Source organism: Nonomuraea sp. LPB2021202275-12-8, from assembly GCF_037044575.1.
Taxonomy (GTDB): Bacteria; Actinomycetota; Actinomycetes; order Streptosporangiales; family Streptosporangiaceae; genus Nonomuraea.
On sequence record NZ_JBAHWD010000002.1, the window covers coordinates 500,705 to 514,175 of the forward strand.

The 13,471-nt window shown below is 72.4% G+C and carries 12 protein-coding genes and 1 pseudogene; 9 read left to right on the top strand and 4 right to left on the bottom strand.

The window, feature by feature from the left end; genetic code table 11:
• Nucleotides 1-114: 114 nt before the first annotated feature.
• Together V5E28_RS06160 and V5E28_RS06165 are read left to right on the top strand one after the other, a co-directional pair.
• On the top strand, nucleotides 115-1,266 hold the full coding sequence (locus tag V5E28_RS06160; RefSeq protein WP_336205389.1) for an amidohydrolase family protein: 1,152 nt from the start codon (nucleotides 115-117) through the stop codon (nucleotides 1,264-1,266).
• On the top strand, nucleotides 1,263-2,522 hold the full coding sequence (locus V5E28_RS06165; RefSeq protein ID WP_336205390.1) for a M20 metallopeptidase family protein: 1,260 nt from the start codon (nucleotides 1,263-1,265) through the stop codon (nucleotides 2,520-2,522). The genes V5E28_RS06160 and V5E28_RS06165 overlap by 4 nt, the downstream gene beginning before the upstream one ends.
• Here V5E28_RS06165 and V5E28_RS06170 read toward each other — a convergent pair.
• Entirely contained in the window at nucleotides 2,506-3,000 is a 495-nt protein-coding gene (locus V5E28_RS06170) for a winged helix-turn-helix transcriptional regulator (protein ID WP_336205391.1), read from the bottom strand. The genes V5E28_RS06165 and V5E28_RS06170 overlap by 17 nt on opposite strands.
• A 101-nt stretch (nucleotides 3,001-3,101) precedes the next feature.
• Between V5E28_RS06170 and V5E28_RS06175 the strand changes: the two genes are divergently transcribed.
• From V5E28_RS06175 to V5E28_RS06185, 3 genes are all read left to right on the top strand, one after another.
• A complete protein-coding gene (locus V5E28_RS06175; protein WP_336205392.1) occupies nucleotides 3,102-4,526 on the top strand; it encodes an MFS transporter in 1,425 nt (474 codons plus the stop codon).
• 42 nt (nucleotides 4,527-4,568) lie between these two features.
• Nucleotides 4,569-5,045, top strand: a complete 477-nt coding sequence (locus V5E28_RS06180; protein WP_336205393.1) for a pyridoxamine 5'-phosphate oxidase family protein — start codon at nucleotides 4,569-4,571, stop codon at nucleotides 5,043-5,045.
• 64 nt (nucleotides 5,046-5,109) lie between these two features.
• The gene (locus V5E28_RS06185; RefSeq protein WP_336205394.1) at nucleotides 5,110-5,364 is read left to right on the top strand and encodes a hypothetical protein; all 255 of its coding nucleotides are present in this window, start codon (nucleotides 5,110-5,112) and stop codon (nucleotides 5,362-5,364) included.
• On the opposite strand, the gene V5E28_RS06190 is transcribed toward V5E28_RS06185, so the two are convergent.
• Entirely contained in the window at nucleotides 5,333-5,881 is a 549-nt protein-coding gene (locus V5E28_RS06190) for a dihydrofolate reductase family protein (protein ID WP_336205395.1), read from the bottom strand. The two genes, V5E28_RS06185 and V5E28_RS06190, sit on opposite strands and share 32 nt — an antisense overlap.
• Before the next feature lie 91 nt (nucleotides 5,882-5,972).
• Here V5E28_RS06190 and V5E28_RS06195 point away from each other — a divergent pair, with 91 nt between their 5' ends.
• Nucleotides 5,973-8,813 carry a glycoside hydrolase family 2 TIM barrel-domain containing protein gene (locus V5E28_RS06195; protein WP_336205396.1) on the top strand — a complete coding sequence of 947 codons (2,841 nt, stop codon included), beginning with the start codon at nucleotides 5,973-5,975 and terminating at the stop codon, nucleotides 8,811-8,813.
• Between the two features lie 226 nt (nucleotides 8,814-9,039).
• Here V5E28_RS06195 and tuf read toward each other — a convergent pair whose 3' ends face one another.
• A complete protein-coding gene (gene tuf, locus V5E28_RS06200; protein ID WP_336205397.1) occupies nucleotides 9,040-10,206 on the bottom strand; it encodes an elongation factor Tu in 1,167 nt (388 codons plus the stop codon).
• Nucleotides 10,207-10,548: 342 nt separating this feature from the next.
• Nucleotides 10,549-10,719: a hypothetical protein gene (locus tag V5E28_RS06205; protein ID WP_336205398.1), complete on the bottom strand. Its 171-nt coding sequence runs from the start codon at nucleotides 10,717-10,719 to the stop codon at nucleotides 10,549-10,551.
• A 21-nt stretch (nucleotides 10,720-10,740) separates the two neighbouring features.
• Here V5E28_RS06205 and V5E28_RS06210 point away from each other — a divergent pair.
• The 3 genes and pseudogenes from V5E28_RS06210 to V5E28_RS06220 all read left to right on the top strand — a co-directional run.
• Nucleotides 10,741-11,172 (top strand): annotated as a pseudogene (locus tag V5E28_RS06210) (prolyl oligopeptidase family serine peptidase); the annotation flags it as partial.
• Nucleotides 11,158-12,612, top strand: a complete 1,455-nt coding sequence (locus tag V5E28_RS06215; RefSeq protein ID WP_442945777.1) for a serine hydrolase domain-containing protein — start codon at nucleotides 11,158-11,160, stop codon at nucleotides 12,610-12,612. The pseudogene V5E28_RS06210 and the gene V5E28_RS06215, both read left to right, overlap by 15 nt.
• 1 nt (nucleotide 12,613) lies before the next feature.
• Nucleotides 12,614-13,453, top strand: a complete 840-nt coding sequence (locus V5E28_RS06220) for a serine hydrolase (RefSeq protein ID WP_336205399.1) — start codon at nucleotides 12,614-12,616, stop codon at nucleotides 13,451-13,453.
• The last annotated feature ends 18 nt before the right edge of the window (nucleotides 13,454-13,471 follow it).

Consider the following 13,471-nt stretch of genomic DNA (forward strand, 5'->3'; position numbering starts at 1 on the left):
CGGTGGCGGGCACGGTCAGGGTGATGCCGCTGTTCTCCACTGGGGTAGGACGTTCCTCTATGACCGACGTGTTCAACCATCCGGCGCGCGCGGGAAGCCACCGGAAGGGCGCCCGTGTCCGCTGATCTCGACATCCCCGCCGGCCTGTTCCGGGTCATCGAGGAGCTGCCGCTGGTCGACCAGCACGCGCACGGCGCGAGCGGGCACGACCTCTCGCGCACCGCGTTCGAGCAGCTGATCACCGAGTCGGACCGGCCGGTGCCGGAGTGGATGACCCAGTTCGACTCCCAGGTGGGCTACGCGATCCTGCGCCACTGCGCCCCCGTGCTCGGCCTGGAGCCGCACGTCCCGCCCGAGGCGTATCTGGCCCGCCGCGCCAGACTGGGCGCGGACGAGGTGAACCGGCGGCTGCTCGGCGCCTCGGGCGTCGGCCACTACCTGATCGAGACCGGCTACCGCGCCGAGGAGATCCTCGGCACCTCCGGCATGGCCGAGGTCACCGGCGTCCCCGTCGACGAGGTGGTGCGCCTGGAGACCGTCGCCGAGCAGGTCGCCGCGGCAGGGGTGGCGGCCGGCGGGTTCGCCGCCCGCTTCGCCGAAGTGCTGTGGGAGCGCACCAGGTCGGCGCGCGGCCTCAAAACCATCGTCGCCTACCGGCACGGCCTCGACTTCGACCCCGCACCGCCCGAGCCCGCCGAGGTGACCGAGGCGGCGGGCCGCTGGCTGGCCGCGGGCGGTGCCCGCCTGGACGACCCGGTGCTGCTGCGGCACCTGATCTGGACCGGCCTGGACCGCGGGCTGCCGCTGCAGTTCCACATCGGCTACGGCGACCCGGACCTGGACCTGCGCCGCTCCGACCCGCTGCTGCTGCGGGGCCTGATCGAGCTGGCCGAGCCGGCGGGCGTGCCGATGGTCCTGCTCCACTGCTACCCCTACCAGCGCCAGGCCGGCTACCTGGCGCAGGCGTACCCGCATGTCTACTTCGACGCCGGCCTGGCCGTGCACTACACCGGCGCCAGGAGCGACGCGGTGGTCGCGGAGTGCCTGGAGGTCGCGCCCTTCGCCAAGCTGCTGTTCTCCTCCGACGGATGGGGGCCGGCCGAGCTGCACCACCTCGGGGCGGTGCTGTGGCGGCGGGCGATGGCCCGGGTGCTGGGCCGTTTCGTCGCCGACGGCGACTTCTCCTCCGAGCAGGCGGTGCGCGTCGTCACCATGGTCGGCGCCGGCAACGCGCGCCGCGTCTACGGCCTGGAGGCTGCCGCGTGACGGGATCGCATCACAGGGACGTGCTCCTGCGCGAGGTGCTCCGCGGGGAGCTGCACGCCGCCCAGGAGCTCAGGCGGGAGCTGCACGCCCAGCCACGAGTCTCGGGCAAGGAGGGGCCGACGCTCAAGCGCGTGCTCGAAGCGCTCCCCGACGGGCAGGTGGAGTACGTGGCGGGCACGGGCGCGATGCTGCGCGTGGGCGGCAGCGGCCCGGCGGTCGGCGTGCGCGGCGAGCTCGACGCGCTGCCCATCGTCGAGCGGACCGGCGTCGCGTGGGCCGCCACGAACGGCGCCATGCACGCCTGCGGCCATGACGTCCACCTGGCCGCCGTGGTGGCGCTGGCCCGGGCGGTCGACCGGGTCGGGGCCATCCTGCGGGGCAGGCGGGGGACCCGTGACGGCGGCCTGGAATCCGTCGCGGACGGCACCGGCCGGGTCGCGCCGCTGATGGTGGTGCTGCAGCCGCGCGAGGAGAGCTTCCCGTCGGGCGCCCGGGACATCGTCAAGGCGGGCGCGCTCGAACGCCACCGGGTGCACGCCATGATCGGCGCCCACGTGCAGCCCGTGCTGGAGCCGGGCGTGATCGCCTGCACGCCCGGCCCGGTCAACGCCTCCGCCGACGAGTTCCGGGTGACCATCAGGGGCAGGGACGGGCACGCCGCCTACCCGCACCTCGCCCGCGACCCGGTGGCCGCCATGGCGCAGGTCATCGTGGCCGCCCAGCAGCTCGTCAGCCGGGTGACCGACCCGATGGTGCCGACCGTGGTGACCTTCGGCACGGTGCATGCCGGCACCGCGCCCAACGCCATCCCCGGCGAGGCCGTGGCCAGGGGGACGCTGCGGACGCTGTCGCGGAGCTGGCGCGAGACCCTGCACGCGCGGTTCACCGAGCAGGTGCGGAACGTGGCCGCGGCACACGGCTGCGAGGCGGACGTGCAGGTCTTCCCCGGCGAGCCGGTGCTCGTCAACGACGCTGCGCTGGCCGTACGGGCCGGGGAGCTGCTGCGGGAGCAGGGCCGTACGGTCAGCGAGGAGCTGCGCTCGTGCGGCGGGGACGACTTCGCCCAGTACGGCGCGGTGGTGCCGTCGCTGATGATGTTCGTCGGCGTCGACACCGAGGCCGGGCTGCACAGCCCCGACTTCCTGCCCGACGACTCCAGCGTGGAGGCGGTCGCCGAGAGCCTGCTCGCGGGCTATCTCGCCGCGGACTCCACGGACGCCGCGGACGCCGCCGACAGGGTCAGCGCCCGGCTGTGAGCACGCCCCTGGCGACGGCCTCCCGCCGGGCCGTCTCCTCCGCCGTCGCCTGCTGCTCGGCCGCCACGCGCACGTCGTAGGCCGCACGGGCGGCGGCGATCTCGTTCTGGTGGCCCTCGGTCCAGGTGACCAGCGCGCGGATGGTCTCGTGCAGGGTCGCGCCCAGCGGGGTGAGCGCGTAGTCGACCCGCGGTGGCACGGTGGCGTGCACGGTGCGGCTCACCAGCCCGTCGCGCTCCAGATGCCGCAGGGTGCGGGTGAGCATGCGCTGGCTGACCCCGTCGATCATGCGGCGGAGCTCGGTGAAGCGGAGGCTGCGCTTGTCGAGCAGCGCGATGACGAGCAGCGACCACTTGTCCGCGACGCGGTCGAGGATCTGCCGGACCTCGCAGCCCTCCCGTATGTCCCACTGAAGAACGTCGTAGTCGCCGCCGGTATCCCCGCAGTAACCGGGGAATTCTGATGTGCCGTCTTCCATGCCCCCAGGATCCTCCAGCATGCTGCTTGGTTACAAGAGGGAACTGGCAGGCACTTTGAATACCGAGGCTCCGGTCCCTCCTTGCTGAGAGGAAACCGACGATGTCCACATCGCAGACCCGTATGGACGCACGCGCCTGGAGCGTGCTGTTCGTCCTGGCGGGAGCAGTCTTCCTGGAGGGCATCGACGTGGCGATGCTGAACGTGGCGCTGCCGGCCATCCGGGCCGATCTCGGCCTGTCGACCGGGATGCTCAGCGGGGTCGTCAGCGCCTACGTGCTGGGGTACGGCGGCTTCATGCTGCTGGGCGGCAGGGTGGCCGACGTCCTCGGCCGCCGCCGGATGTTCCTGTTCTGGCTGACCGTCTTCCTGGTCTTCTCCGGCCTCGGCGGTTTCGCCACCGAGGGCTGGATGCTGCTGGTCGCCCGGTTCGTCACCGGCGTGGCGGCCGCGTTCATGGCACCGGCCGGGCTGGCGCTGGTCACCGGCAACTTCCCCGAAGGGCCTCAGCGCACCAGGGCGCTCGGCGTGTACGCCGGGACGGCCGCGGGCGGGTTCTCGCTCGGGCTGGTCGTGGGCGGCCTGCTGGCCTCGATCGGCTGGCGCTGGGTGTTCTTCGCGCCGGTGCTGCTGTCGATGCTGATCCTCGCCGCGGCGGTGCCCCTCGTCAGGGAGACCGCACCGCCGCGCCGACCGGCCGGGGGCGGGTTCGACCTGGCGGGCGCGCTCGCCATCACCGGCGCGATGCTGCTGCTGGTGTACGGCGTGATCCGGCTGGAGCACCCCGGCGACGGCGTGGCGGGCACGGTGGCGACGTTCGCCGCCGGGCTGGCACTGCTGGCGGCCTTCGTCGTGATCGAGCGGCGCTCGCCCGACCCGCTGGTGCGGCTCGGCATCCTGCGCTCGGCCCCGCTCGTCCGAGCCAACCTGGGCGCGCTGCTGTTCGTCGGCTCGTTCGCCGGATTCCAGTTCGCGGCGACCCTCTACCTGCAGGAGGTCCGCGGCTGGAGCACTCTGCAGACCGGTCTGGCCATGCTGGTGATCGGCCTGGACACGATCCTCGCCCCCACCCTGACGCCGCGGCTGGTGAACCGGTTCGGCAACGCCCGCGTGCTGTTCGGCGGTCTCGTGCTGGCCGCGGTGGCCTACGCCCTGTTCCTGCCCGCCGGGATGGACTGGACCTACGCCGCGATGCTCCCGACCATGCTCCTGCTCGGCCTGGCGTTCTCGCTGGCGTACGGCCCGCTGACGATGGCCGCCACCGACGGGGTCGCCGAACACGAGCACGGGCTGGCCGGCGGCCTGCTCTACACCTCGATCCAGTTCGGCACGGCGCTCGGGCTGTCGGCGGTGACCGCCGTGGCCGCGCTCGGCGACGCCACCACCGCGCAGGAGCGGCTCGGCGCCCTCCAGACCGCCTTCGCCGTCCCCGTGGCCGCCGCGGTCCTCGGCGTGATCGTCACCGCCTTCGGCATCCGGGCCCGCGCCGGCAGCGGCGAGCCCGAACCCGCGCCCGCTCCGGCCTGACCACCACCCAGACCATCACCCTGACCATCACGGAGGAGACCGATGGCCACCGCAGTCACCTCGTTCACCGAGATCGAGAGCCAGTTCAACGCCTACGTCGGCGACATCGTCTACGCCACCATGACGACCGTGGACGCCAAGGGACGCCCCCGGGCCCGCGTCCTGATCCCGATCTGGGAGGTGGTCGACGGTCGCCCCCTCGGCTGGCTCGCGACGTACCGGACGCCGGTCAAGGCGGCGCACCTGGCGAACAACCCGCACACCACCTTCTCCTACTGGAGTCCCCGCCAGAACGCCGTGAGCGTCGACACCGTGGCCGGGTGGGTCGAGGACGAGGAGGTGAAACGCCGGGTGTGGGACCTCTACCGGGCGGGCAGCCCGCCCGGAGCCGGCTACGACCTGGGCAACTTCTGGAAGAGCCCCGACGATCCCGAGCTGCACGTGCTGCGGCTGGCTCCCTGGCGGGTCCAGGTCATCCGCGGCACCGACCTGTGGAGCCGGATCTGGCGGGCGGACTGAACCGGCGGCTCAGCGCGGCGGGTCGTCGAGCACCTGGGGATGACGTCCTCCAGCAGCCTGACCAGTGTCTCCTCCAGGAACTCGTGCACCTATCGCGGACGCTGGCGCCCGCCACCGCTTCCTGGACGTCTACTCGCGCGTCGTCCGCCCGGCCCGGGCGCTCACCACGCCCCGCCTGGCCGGATGGACGCTGCGCGCGCTCCTGCGCCGGGGCACCGACCGGACGGCGCTGCTCGGGTACGTCGCCAGGACGGCCCGCGAGCTGCGCCGGGAACGCGCCGCCACGCTCACTTCGGCACCCGGAACGCCAGATGCGTGACACCCGCCGTCTGCGCCGTCCGGACCGGCTCCAGCTCCACCGTCTCCTTCAGCGTCGCCCACAGCGGCATGCCGTCGCCGAGCAGCATGTGCGCGACGTGCAGCCGCAGCTCGTCGACCAGCCCCGCACGCAACGCCTGGCGGCACACGTCCACCCCGCCGATCACCCACACGTCCCGCTCCCCGGCGGCCGCGCCGGCCTGCCGTACGGCGCTCTCCACCCCGTCCGTGACGAACGTGTACGTCGCGGGCGGCTTGACCAGCGGCTCCCTCGCCTCATGCGAGAGCACGAACACCGGCCATGGGAACGGCGGCTCGTCCCCCCACGGTTCCTGACCCGCCCGGAACATGCCCATCCCCATGACGTAGGCCCCCGGTTCGGCGGCGAACTCCGCCGCCACCTCCGTGTCCGCCGGATCGTCGCTGAAGATCCACCTGTGCAGCTTCGACAGGTCCTCATCCGGCCCGGTAGCGAACCCGTCGACCGACACCGTGATGTTGAGCACTACGTCGCCCATGCCACTCTCCTTCTGTCACCGGGACAGACCAGTGGCGACCCCGATACTCATCGCTGACGAAATCCTCCCAAAGCTCTAGGCTCTTGCGGCGATGGAATGCGAAGACTTCACCCCTGGTTCCGGCCGCCTGGACCCCCGGGCCGCCCTGCGCTCCGACGCCCCCGCCCTCGACCTGAACGGCACCTGGCGCTTCCGCCTGTCGCCGGCAGCGCACGTCGCGGAGGACTTCGCCGAGCCTGGCCACGACGACTCCGCCTGGGACGAGCTGCCCGTGCCGTCGCACTGGCCGCTGCACGGGCACGGCTCACCCGCCTACACGAACGTCTCCTACCCGTTCCCGATCGACCCGCCGAACGTGTCCACCGAGAACCCGACCGGCGACTACCGGCGCGCCTTCGACCTGCCCGACGGCTGGACGGGCGGGCGGCTGCGCCTCGACGGCGTGGAGTCGTACGCCAAGGTCTGGCTCAACGGTCACGAGCTGGGCTTCTCCACCGGCAGCCGGCTGCCGGTGGAGTTCGACGCCGGGCCGTGGCTGAAGCCGGGACGCAACGTGCTGGCCGTCCGGGTGCACCAGTGGTCGGCGGCCAGCTACCTGGAAGACCAGGACATGTGGTGGCTGCCCGGCATCTTCCGCGACGTCACGCTCACCCGCTCGGCCGCCGACGTCTTCGTGCACGCCTCGTACGAAGGCGGGCAGGGCACGCTCAGTTTCGCCGGTGAGGGCCGGCTGAGCATCGCCGAGCTCGGCATCGCCGACCTGGAGCCCGACACCCCCGTCAACGTCGGCGTGGAGCCGTGGACCGCCGAGACACCGCGCCTGTACGACGCCGTGGTCACTCTGGAGGAGGAGACCGTACGGCTGCGCGTCGGCTTCCGCACCATCGGCATCGAGGACGGCGTCCTCCTGGCCAACGGGCGGCCGCTGCTGTTCAAGGGCGTCAACCGGCACGAGTTCCATCCCGAGCACGGCCGCGCGGTGCCGTACGAGACCATGCGCGAGGACGTGCTGCTGATGAAGCGGCACAATGTCAACGCCGTCAGGACCAGCCACTACCCGCCGCACCCCGACTTCCTCGACCTGTGCGACGAGCTGGGCCTGTGGGTGATCGACGAGTGCGACCTGGAGACGCACGGCTTCGGCCAGGTCGGCTGGCGCGCCAACCCCAGCGACGACCCGCGCTGGGAGGAGGCGTACCTCGACCGGATGCGCCGCACGGTGGAACGCGACAAGAACCACCCGAGCGTCGTCATGTGGTCCCTCGGCAACGAGGCCGGCGTCGGCCGCAACCTCGCCGCCATGGCCGAGTGGACCCGCGAGCGCGACCCGTCGCGGCCCATCCACTACGAGGGCGACTGGTCGTGCGCGCACGTGGACGTGTACTCGCGCATGTACGCCTCGCACGCCGAGGTGGAGGCGATCGGCCAGGGTGTCGAGGACCCCCTGGACGACCCGGAGCTCGACGCGCGGCGGCGGGTGATGCCGTTCATGCAGTGCGAGTACGCCCACGCGATGGGCAACGGGCCCGGCGGGCTCGTGGAGTACCAGGAGCTGTTCGAGCGGTATCCGAGGCTGGCCGGCGGGTTCATCTGGGAGTGGATCGACCACGGGCTCGCGCATCCGTCGCTCGGCCACGCGTACGGCGGCGACTACGGCGAGCCCGTCCACGACGGGAACTTCGTCATCGACGGGCTGGTGTTCCCGGACCGGACGCCTTCGCCGGGGCTGCTGGACCTCAAGAAGGTGTACGAGCCGGTGGGGTTCGCCTTCTCCGACGGCGCCGTGACGGTGACGGCCAAGTACGGGTTCCGCGACCTGTCACATCTGGCCTTCTCTGGCGTGGTCGAGGTCGAAGGCGTGCGGATCGCGGAGTTCCCGCTCGACGTGCCCGCCTCCGGAGGAGAGGTGAAGCTGCCCGGCCTGCCCGAAGGCGACGGCGAGCGGTGGCTGACGGTGCGGGCGGTGCTGGCCCGCGACGAGGCGTGGGCCGCGGCCGGTCACGAGGTGGCCTGGGGCCAGGCGCGCCTGTCGCCTGGTGGGGCTCCGTACCAGGGCGCCGGCGACCCCCGCCGCACCACGCAGGCGGGCGCGGCTGCGCCCTCCGAGGGAGCCACCGCTTCTTCCCCCGCGGGCCTGTCCCCGAGGGCAGGGGAGGCCGGTGTCGGCGGTGGGGCGTTCGACGCGGCCACCGGGCGGCTGATCCGGCTGTTCGGCATCGACGTCGAGGGACCCCTGCTGGAGCTGTGGCGAGCCCCCATCGACAACGACCGCTACAGCGGGGCCGAGTTCCGCTGGCGCCAGCTCGGTCTGCACCGCCTGACCCACCGCGTGGACGGCGTCGAGCACGGCGACGGCCTGGTGGTGCGCACCCGCGTCGCCCCGGCGGCCACCGACCTGGGCATGCGCGTCGTCTACCGGTGGACCGCCTCCGGCGAAGCCCTGGACCTGACGGTGGACGTCACCCCCGAGGGAGACTGGCCCGACCCCATCCCGCGCCTCGGCGTCGCCATGTCCCTGCCGGCGACCTTCGACCGCGTCACCTGGTTCGGCCGGGGGCCGGGGGAGGCCTACCCCGACACCGGGATGGCCACCAGGGTGGGCAGATGGACCGCCGCCGTCGAGGACCTCCAGACGCCGTACGTCTACCCCCAGGAGAACGGCCAGCGTGCCGACGTCCGCTGGGCGGAGCTCGGCGGAGCCGTCAGGGTGTCCGGCGACCCGGTGTTCGGCCTGACGGTCCGCCGCTGGACCACCGCCGACCTCGACCGCGCCACCCACCTGCCGGACCTGGTGCCCGGCGACCGGGTGCACGTCAACCTGGACCTCGCCCAGCACGGCGTGGGTACCGCCGCCTGCGGCCCGGGCACGCTCCCGCGGTACGACCTCAAAGCCCAGCCGGCGACCCTCCGGCTCCGCTTCGAGGCGCTCTAGCGAGGGCGCCTTCGCCGCCGGCCCTCGCCCCGAGGGCCGGCGGTCTCGGCGCTCCGAGCCGGCGGAATGGATGCCTGGAGAGATCAAGGGGTGGGAATGCCTGCTACGTTCATCGGTCTGGCGTCGTGGTCCGGCAATTTTCCGGAAGTGGACTTCGAGACTCCGGCCGGCGTGATCGACCGGCGGCTGCCGGAATCCCGTACAGGATCCCGGCAGCCCTCAGACGTCAGTCCGTGACCGCGAGCACCGTTCCGGCGCCCACCGTCAGCCCGCCTTCGCGGATGGCGAAGCCGAGCCCCGGCTCCAGCGCCACGGCCTTGCCCAGCTCGACCGACACCTCGACGGTGTCGCCCGGCTGTGCGGGCTCGGCCAGCAGCAGCTCGCCCGGCACGTCGGTCGTGCGCAGGTAGAACTGCGGCCGGTAACCCGCCGCGACCGGCCTGCGCCGCCCGCCCTCGTCGGCCGTGAGCAGGTAGAGGCGGGCGGTGAAGGACCGGTGGGCCCGCTGGCTGTCCTTCCCGGCCAGCACCATCCCGCGCCGCACCTGCTGCCGCTGGACGCCGCGGAGCAGGATGGCCGCGTTGTCGCCGGCCTCGCCCCGCTCCATGGTCCGCCCGAACGTCTCCACCCCGGTCACCACCGCGGTGAGACCCTCGCCGAACCCGACCGCCTCCACGGTGTCGCCGACCCGGACCGCGCCGCGCTCGATGGCCCCGGTGACGACCGTGCCGCGACCGGTGATCGTCAGCACGTTCTCCACCGGCATCAGGAACGGCGCGTCCACGTACCGGATCGGCACCGGGATGTGGTCGTCGACCGCCTGGAGCAGCGCCTCGATCGACGCCGTCCACGACGGGTCGCCCTCCAGCGCCCGCAGCCCGGAGACCCGGACCATCGGGGTGCCGGAGTAGCCGTGCTCGTCGAGCAGGTCCTGAAGCTCCAGCTCGACCAGGTCGGTGAGCTCCGGGTCGGCGCCGTCGGCCTTGTTGACCGCGACGACCAGGTGCTCGACGCCGACCCGCCTGGCGAGCAGCACGTGCTCCCTGGTCTGCGGCATGATCCCGTCACGCGCCGACACGACGAGGATGGCCCCGTCGAGCTGCGCCGCGCCCGTGATCATGTTCTTCACGTAGTCGGCGTGGCCCGGCATGTCCACGTGCGCGTAGTGCCTGGTGGCGGTCTCGTACTCGACGTGCGAGATGTTGATCGTGATACCCCTGGAGTGCTCCTCCGGGGTGCGGTCGATCCGCTCGAACGGCGTGTACGTGGCCTGGCCCCGCTCCGCGAGCACCTTGGTGATCGCGGCGGTCAGCGTGGTCTTGCCATGGTCGACGTGGCCCATCGTGCCGATGTTGAGGTGCGGCTTGTTGCGCACATAGGCCTGCTTGGCCATGATCCCTTCCTCTTTGACTCCTGGACGCGTGGTGACCCGTGTCAGGGCCGCTACCTCTCCCCGCCGGGTCACTCTCAGGACTTACGGGAAGAGGTCAGCGCTCCAGGCCGTCGCGGGCACGCCCGGACGCGCCCGCGAGGGCGGGCGTCGTCAGCGATGCGTGCCGGATCATGAGGACCATAGTGCTGATCCTGAGCAACGGACCGCAACGGAATATTCCGTTTGGCCGCGCGCACAACTCCGGCGGGCGCGTTCGTCCTGCAGACCGAAGAAGGCGGGGCCGCGCTCGCCTAGCGTTCGGTCATCGTGCCCGCGCTGGTCGCCGGACGGCCGTACGCTCGCCTACCTCCGGCCGGTCGAGGGCCGCCCGCAGATCCACCTGCTGCCCATGGACGGCGGCGAGCCCGCCGCGCTCACCGCCGCGCCGCTCGGCACGGGCGCGCCCGTGTGGTCGCCTGACGGCAGCACGGCGGCCCGCACAACGCGTGGGCGCCCGTCTTCGACGGCGCCCACCTCTACCACCAGGTACTCACCGCCCGCGGCTGGACGGTGCTCACCCTGAACCCCCGGGGCAGCGACGGGTACGGCGAGGACTTCTACGCCGCGGCCGTGGGCGCCTGGGGTCTGGCCGACGCCGACGACTTCCTGGCGCCACTGGACGAGCTCGTCGCCGGCGGAATCGCCGACCCGGAGCGGCTGGCCGTGACCGGCTACAGCTACGGCGGCTACATGATCTGCTGGCTGTCCACCAGGACGGACAGGTTCAAGGCCGCCATCCCCGGAGAAGCCGTAACAGACCTCAACAGCATGTCCGGAACCTCAGATGCCGGATATTTCCTGAAAATGTTTGAATGTGGGGGTGAGGTTGCGGCGCAGTCCCCGTTCACCCACGTGACCGACGTGACGACCCCCACCCTGATCCTGCACGGCGAGAACGACGACCGCTGCCCGGTGAGCCAGGCCGAGCAGTGGTTTCACGGCGCTGCGCGAGCGCGGCGTGCCGGTACGGCTCGTGCGCTATCCGGGTGCGTCCCATCTGTTCCTGCTCGACGGACGCCCCTCACACCGCCTGGACTACAACGAGAGGATCATCGCGTGGCTGGAGCAATGGGTCACCGGCTCGCCGAGCTGATCGAGCGGTACGAGGTGCCGGGAGCGGCCCTCGCCTACCTGCACGACGGCCAGGTCCACGAGTTCGCCGCAGGCGTGCTCAACGTGGACACGGGCGTGGAGGCCACCCCTGACTCCCTCTTCCAGATCGGGTCGGTCACCAAGGTGTGGACCGCGACCATGCTGATGCAGTCGGTGGAGCGGGGCGAGCTGACGCTCGACACGCCGGTGGCCGAGGTGCTGCCAGACTTCAGGGTGGCCGACGCCGAGGTCTCCAAGACCGTCACGATCAGGCACCTGCTGTCGCACACCAGCGGCATCGACGGCGACCTGTTCCTGGACACCGGCCGGGGCGACGACTGCGTGGCCAAGTACGTCGAGGCCTGCGCCGACCTGACGCAGAACCACCCCCTGGGCGCCACCCAGTCCTACTGCAACTCCGGTTTCACCATCGCCGGGCGCGTCCTGGAGAAGCTGACCGGCAAGAGCTGGGACGAGGTGCTGCGCGAGCGGATCGTCGAGCCGCTCGGCCTCACCCACACCTGGACCCTGCCGGAGGATGTGCTGCGCTTCCGCGCGGCCATGGGCCACATGGACGGCAAGCCCGCCCCCGTCTGGAGTCTCATGCGCTCCGCCGGGCCTGTCGGGCTGATCTGCGCCCGCCCCTCCGACGTGGTCGCCTTCGCCCGCGCCCACCTCGAAGGCGGCCTGCTGGAGGACCCGCAGGCCATGTGGGAGCCGCAGGTCGACATTCCCAACCCGCACGCGCTCGGCAGCCAGTGGGGTGTCGGCTGGATCCTCGACGAGTGGGACGGCCGGCGCGTCATCTCGCACGGCGGCAACACCATCGGCCAGCACGCGATGCTCTGGATGGTGCCCGACACGGGCACGATCGCCTGCGTCGCCGCCAACGGCGGCCACAGCGGAGCGTTCACCCGGGCCGTCGTCACCGAGCTGTTCGCCGAGCTCGGCGTCCTGACCGTGCCGCCCAAGCTCGGCCCGCCGCAGGCCCCGGTCGAGGTGGACGCCGGCCGCTACGCGGGCGTCTACGAACGGGCCGGGGCGCGGATCACGATGACCCGGCGCGAGGGCGGGCTGCGGATGCTCATGGAGGCCACCGGCGCGCTCGCCGCGCTGCAGGAGCCGCAGGAGATCGACCTCGTCCCGCTGGACGAGGTCACCTTCGTCGGCCGCCCGGCCGGAGACCCCGACTGGCTGTCCGCCGTGTTCTACCAGCTCGCCGACGGCTCCCCGTACGTCCACCTGGGCGCGCGCGCCACCCCCAAGACGGGCTGACATGCGGGCGATCTTCGACGACGTGGGCGCGCGCGGCTTCGTGCACGCCCGCGACGTCGACGGCGACGCCGAGCTCGGGCTCGACCCCGACGAGCCCGTGGTGCTCGCCTCGGTGTTCAAGATCGCGGTGGTCCTGGAGTACGCCAGGCAGGCCGCGGCGGGGGAGCTGGAGCGCACCGAACGGCTGACGGTGACCGCGGCGGACAAGGACGGCGGCATCGGCACCTCGGGCTGCGCCGACGACGTCTCGCTCACCCTCAGGGACCTCGCCCACTTCACGATGACGATGAGCGACAACGCCGCCACCGACGTGCTGCTGCGCCGGGTCGGCCTGGACCGGGTGCACGCCACCCTCGCCGGTCTCGGGCTACGGCGCACCAGGCTGATCGGCGGCTGCGCCGAGCTGTTCGCGCAGGTGACGGCCGAGCTCGGCACCACGGAGCTGGACGGCATGCCGCCCGAGCTGATCGAGCCGCTGGCCGTCCGCGATCCCGAGCGGACCACCTCCGGCACGCCCCGCGAGATCACCACGCTGCTCGCCCGCATCTGGCGGGACGAGGCGGGCCCGGCGGAGGCGTGCGCCGAGGTGCGCGCGATCATGGGCGAGCAGATCTGGCCGCACCGGCTCGCCTCCGGGTTCCCCGACGAGGTACGCGTCTCCGGCAAGACCGGCACCCTGTGGGGCGTACGCAACGAGGCCGGAGTCGTGGAATATCCGGACGGCAGACGCTATGCCGTCGCGGTGTTCCTGCGCACCGCGAAGCTCGGCGGGCGGCATCCCGCGGCCGACGCGGCCATCGGGCGGGCCGCCCGCCTGGCGGTGGACCGGCTGCGAGCCTGAAGACGCCCGACCCCTATG

Excerpts from the sequence above, each read along its gene's own strand:
- V5E28_RS06170 (WP_336205391.1), bottom strand. The coding sequence starts at position 3,000 with ATGGAAGACGGCACATCAGAATTCCCCGGTTACTGCGGGGATACCGGC.
- V5E28_RS06175 (WP_336205392.1), top strand. The coding sequence starts at position 3,102 with ATGTCCACATCGCAGACCCGTATGGACGCACGCGCCTGGAGCGTGCTG.
- V5E28_RS06180 (WP_336205393.1), top strand. The coding sequence starts at position 4,569 with ATGGCCACCGCAGTCACCTCGTTCACCGAGATCGAGAGCCAGTTCAAC.
- V5E28_RS06190 (WP_336205395.1), bottom strand. The coding sequence starts at position 5,881 with ATGGGCGACGTAGTGCTCAACATCACGGTGTCGGTCGACGGGTTCGCT.
- V5E28_RS06195 (WP_336205396.1), top strand. The coding sequence starts at position 5,973 with ATGGAATGCGAAGACTTCACCCCTGGTTCCGGCCGCCTGGACCCCCGG.
- tuf (WP_336205397.1), bottom strand. The coding sequence starts at position 10,206 with ATGGCCAAGCAGGCCTATGTGCGCAACAAGCCGCACCTCAACATCGGC.
- V5E28_RS06220 (WP_336205399.1), top strand. The coding sequence starts at position 12,614 with ATGCGGGCGATCTTCGACGACGTGGGCGCGCGCGGCTTCGTGCACGCC.